The 4,337-nt window shown below is 62.2% G+C and carries 5 protein-coding genes; 4 read left to right on the top strand and 1 reads right to left on the bottom strand.

Translation table 11 applies throughout. From position 1 onward, the window contains the following. Nucleotides 1-375: M20/M25/M40 family metallo-hydrolase (locus AB4Z11_RS24570; protein ID WP_442028344.1), on the top strand; the 375-nt coding region annotated here is incomplete at its 5' end. Here AB4Z11_RS24570 and uraH read toward each other — a convergent pair. Further along, nucleotides 360-716, bottom strand: coding sequence for a hydroxyisourate hydrolase (gene uraH, locus AB4Z11_RS24565; RefSeq protein ID WP_442028342.1), 357 nt, complete (start codon nt 714-716; stop codon nt 360-362). The genes AB4Z11_RS24570 and uraH overlap by 16 nt on opposite strands. Before the next feature lie 105 nt (nt 717-821). On the opposite strand from uraH, the gene puuE reads away from it, so the two are divergent. From puuE to AB4Z11_RS24550, 3 genes are all read left to right on the top strand, one after another. Beyond that, entirely contained in the window at nt 822-1,769 is a 948-nt protein-coding gene (puuE, locus tag AB4Z11_RS24560) for an allantoinase PuuE (RefSeq protein ID WP_442028341.1), read from the top strand. Between the two features lie 79 nt (nt 1,770-1,848). Further along, nucleotides 1,849-3,318 carry a xanthine dehydrogenase small subunit gene (gene xdhA / locus AB4Z11_RS24555; protein ID WP_442028340.1) on the top strand — a complete coding sequence of 490 codons (1,470 nt, stop codon included), beginning with the start codon at nt 1,849-1,851 and terminating at the stop codon, nt 3,316-3,318. A gap of 11 nt (nt 3,319-3,329) precedes the next feature. Continuing rightward, a partial coding sequence (locus AB4Z11_RS24550; protein WP_442028338.1) for a molybdopterin cofactor-binding domain-containing protein occupies nt 3,330-4,337 on the top strand: 1,008 nt, incomplete at its 3' end.

Below are 4,337 nucleotides of genomic sequence, written 5' to 3'. Positions count from 1 at the left end.
GAGTTCGACCGCGTCGAGCATGATCTGGCGCGCCTGTCGGCTAATAAGATGATCCCGGAAACGCGGGTCGAGGCCCATCTGGTGCGCGGCTTCCCGCCAATGCCGCCAAGCCCGGTCACCGATGCGCTGGCGCAGCAGGCGGCGGATATCTACGCGGAGCTGGGCCGCAAGCTGACGCTTGAGAGCAGCGGTGGCGCGGCCGATGCGAGCCTGATCTTCGCGGCCGGTGTGCCCACGCTGGATGGCCTGGGTATTGTCGGTGGCGGCATCCACACGGCCGATGAATACGCCGAAATCGACAGCATCGCACCGCGCCTGTACCTGCTGGCGCGCTTGATTCAGGTGTACGGCAAAGGCGATCAGCTGCCGCGATAAGTGGAGTAGGACCAGGGCGACACCACCAGCGGCACGTGGTAGTTCTGGTCGCCGTCCGCGATGCCGAAGGCGATCGTCACATGATCGATGAAGCGCGGCGTCGGCAGCGTCACGCCGTGCTCCGCGAAATAATCGCCGGCTTCAAACACCAGCTCATAACGGCCCGGCTTCATCTCGGCGCCTTCCAGCAGCGGTGCGCCGCAGCGTCCGTCCCCATTGGTGGTTTCTTCCTTTAATTGCGAACGTGAGCCGTCCGGCGCGATGGCGTACAGGGCGATGCGCACGCCGGAGGCCGGACGGCCGTTGGCGGTATCGAGTACGTGCGTGGTCAGTTTTCCCATGATTATCCTTATATGTGCGGGCTGATTTGCGTATTCCGTAAATCATATACCGATGCCAACCCGGCAATATAAGATGGAAGATATACCAATCACCCTGACTTCACCATGAGCTATCCGCGCGACATGATCGGCTACGGCCGCACCACTCCCCATCCGAACTGGCCCGATAAAGCCCGCGTGGCGCTGCAGTTCGTACTGAATTACGAGGAAGGCGGCGAGAATAATGTGCTGCATGGCGATGCGGCCTCCGAGACCTTCCTGTCCGAGATCATCGGCGCAGCGGCGTTCACCAATCGCCACATGAGTATGGAGTCGATTTATGAATACGGCTCGCGCGCCGGCCTGTGGCGTTTGCTGCGCATGTTCGAGGAGCGCAAGCTGCCGCTGACGATTTTCGGCGTGTCGACGGCCTTGCAGCGCAACCCCGAAGCGGTGGCCGCGTTCCAGGAACTGGGCCATGAAATCGCCTGCCACGGCCTGAAATGGATCAGCTACCAGAATATGGACGAGGCCACCGAGCGCGCCCACATGAAGGAAGCGGTTGGGATCATCAAGGAGCTGACCGGCAGCGCACCTCTGGGCTGGTACACCGGCCGCGACTCGCCGAACACCCGGCGGCTGGTCGTGGAGCATGGCGGTTTCCGCTACGATGCCGACTATTACGGCGACGATCTGCCATTTTGGCAGGAAGTTGCGCACACGGACGCAGGCGGCAAGCCAGCCGTCACGCCGCAGCTGATCGTGCCCTACACCCTCGATACCAATGATATGCGCTTTGCTGCAATGCAAGGCTTCAATAGCGGCACGCAATTTTTCGACTACCTGAAGGACGCTTTCGACGTACTCTATAAGGAAGGGGACCCGAATGGCCTGAACCAGCCGAAAATGCTGTCGATCGGTCTGCACTGCCGCCTGGTCGGACGTCCGGCGCGCGCGGCGGCGCTGGCCCGCTTCCTCGACTATGTTCAGGGCCACGAAAGCGTATGGATCACCCGCCGCATCGATATTGCGGAGCACTGGCACCAGCACCATCCGTATATGCGAAATCGCTGATATTCAAAATCAGTAAATTCTTATAGGGGCGGTGGGGTGCGGTGCTAATCTTGCAATCTGGGACTATTGCGAGGCCGAGATGTCAGAACCGATCCGTTTTTATTACCGCGGAAGCGTGCACGAAGTGCATGACGCCGCCCCGACGCAGACTGTCCTGCAGCATCTGCGCGAGGACTTGCACTGTACCGGCACCAAGGAAGGCTGCGCCGAGGGCGACTGCGGCGCCTGCACCGTCGTGCTGGGCGGCCTGAATGCCAACGGCCAGCTTGAACTGAAGGCCGTGAATTCCTGCATCCAGTTGACGCCAACCCTGGACGGAAAAGCCCTGTTCACTGTGGAAGACCTGCAACAGCAGGACGGCGCGCTGCATCCTGTGCAGCAGGCGCTGGTGGAATGCCACGGTTCGCAATGCGGTTTCTGCACGCCGGGCTTCGCCATGTCCATGTGGGGCATGTACCTCAAGCAGGAGGGTCGGAAGCCCGAACGCAAGGAGATTGACGACTGCCTGTCCGGTAATTTGTGCCGCTGCACGGGTTACCGGCCCATCATCGACGCGGCCCGGCGCATGATGGAGCTGCCGAAAGTGGCGTTCGACCGCGCGCAGCTGGTGGCGCAGCTGGAAGCGCTGAAGCGCGATCAGCTGGCGGTGTACAACGCGCATGGCCAGACTTTCCTGGCGCCGCGCACGCTCGATGAACTGATCCAGCTGCGCGCTGCCAATCCGGCCGCCGTGCTGCTGGCAGGTTCCACCGACGTGGGACTGTGGATCACCAAACAGATGCGCGAGATCGCGGACATCATTTATCTCGGCCATGTCGATGCGTTGAAGGCAATGCGCGTGAGCGAAGGCAAGCTGGAAATCGGTTCCGGGGTGTCGCTGGAAGATGCTTACAACGCCCTGTGCGAGCACTATCCATCCGAGCTGGGCGAACTGCGCCAGCGCTTTGCTTCGCTGCCGATTCGTAACGCCGGAACCCTGGGCGGCAATGTGGCCAACGGTTCGCCGATCGGCGACTCCATGCCGTGGCTGATCGCACTGGGTTCCGAGGTCGTACTGTGCGGCGCAGCAGGTGAACGCGTGCTGCCGCTGGAAGCCTTCTATCTCGATTACATGAAGAAGGATCTGCAGGCGGACGAATTCGTGCAAGCTGTGCGCGTGCCGCTGCCGCGCGCGGATGTGCAGTTCCGCACTTATAAGCTGGCCAAGCGTTTCGACCAGGATATCTCCGCGGTGTGCGCCGCCTTCGCCTTCCGCATCGAAGACGGCGTGATTGCCGAGCTGCGCATCGCTTTTGGCGGCATGGCGGCCACACCGAAGCGCGCTGCGCGCACGGAAGCGCTGCTGCAAGGCCGCGTGTGGGATGAGGCGGCGATGAAGGAAGCGATGGCGATGCTGGCGCAGGACTATGCTCCCTTGAGCGATATGCGCGCCAGCAGCGAGTACCGCATGAAGACGGCGCAGAATCTGCTGCGCCGCTTCTGGCTTGAGACGCGCAGCGAAGCGCCATTGTCCGCGCAGGACGTGAATGCTTTCGCCGCCGGCGCGTGAAAGGAAAGACCATGAATCATCCCGTCACTCCCGAACTGAAGGCCGCCGCCTGGAGCGGCGTCGGCATCCCACGCAAGCACGAATCGGCCGAGCTGCACGTGCTGGGGCAGGCCACCTACACGGACGATATCCCGGAAGTGCAAGGCACGCTGCATGCTGCGCTGGGCCTGTCGTCGAAAGCACACGCCCGCATTACCGGATTGAGCCTCGATGCCGTGCGTTCGTCGCCGGGCGTGAAGGCGGTCTACACGGTGGCCGATATCCCGGGCACCAATGACTGCGGTCCGATCATTCACGACGATCCCATCCTGGCTGACGGCGAAGTGTTCTACATCGGCCAGCCGATCTTCATCGTGGTGGCGGACAGTCACACCAACGCCCGCCGCGCAGCGCGCCGTGCGAAAGTCGATTACGAAGATCTGCCCGTCATCCTGACGCCGCAGCAGGCCAAGGCTGCCGGTTCTTACGTTCTGCCGCCGATGCATTTGCAACGTGGCGATTGCGAAGCTGCCTTCCAGCGCGCGCCGCGCAAGGTGCAGGGCCAGCTTTTTGTCGGCGGCCAGGAACAGTTCTACCTGGAAGGCCAGATCGCTTACGCCATCCCGAAAGAAAACAAGGGCATGCTGGTGCAGTGCTCCACACAGCATCCGAGCGAGATGCAGCACGTTGTCGCGCACGCGCTGGGGCTGCATTCGCATCATGTGCAGGTCGAATGCCGCCGCATGGGTGGTGGTTTCRGCGGCAAGGAATCGCAATCGGCGTTGTGGGCTGCAGCCGCTGCGATTGCCGCAGTGAAGAGCGGCCGTCCGGTCAAGCTGCGCGCCGACCGCGATGACGACATGATGGTAACCGGCAAGCGCCACTGCTTCTTCTACGAATACGAAGTGGGCTATGACGACGACGGCCGTATCGTTGGCGCCAAGCTTGACATGACGCTGCGTGCTGGCTATTCGGCCGACCTGTCCGGCCCTGTTGCGACGCGCGCCGTCTGCCACTTCGATAATACCTACTACCTGTCC

Source organism: Pseudoduganella sp. RAF53_2, from assembly GCF_052113985.1.
Taxonomy (GTDB): domain Bacteria; phylum Pseudomonadota; class Gammaproteobacteria; order Burkholderiales; family Burkholderiaceae_D; genus Rugamonas.
Note: the sequence above shows the minus strand (reverse complement) of the source record. Positions and strands in the feature narration are given on the sequence as shown.

Bases quoted from the DNA above. Each gene is read 5' to 3' on its own strand.
- uraH (WP_442028342.1), bottom strand. From the start codon at position 716: ATGGGAAAACTGACCACGCACGTACTCGATACCGCCAACGGCCGTCCG.
- xdhA (WP_442028340.1), top strand. From the start codon at position 1,849: ATGTCAGAACCGATCCGTTTTTATTACCGCGGAAGCGTGCACGAAGTG.
- puuE (WP_442028341.1), top strand. From the start codon at position 822: ATGAGCTATCCGCGCGACATGATCGGCTACGGCCGCACCACTCCCCAT.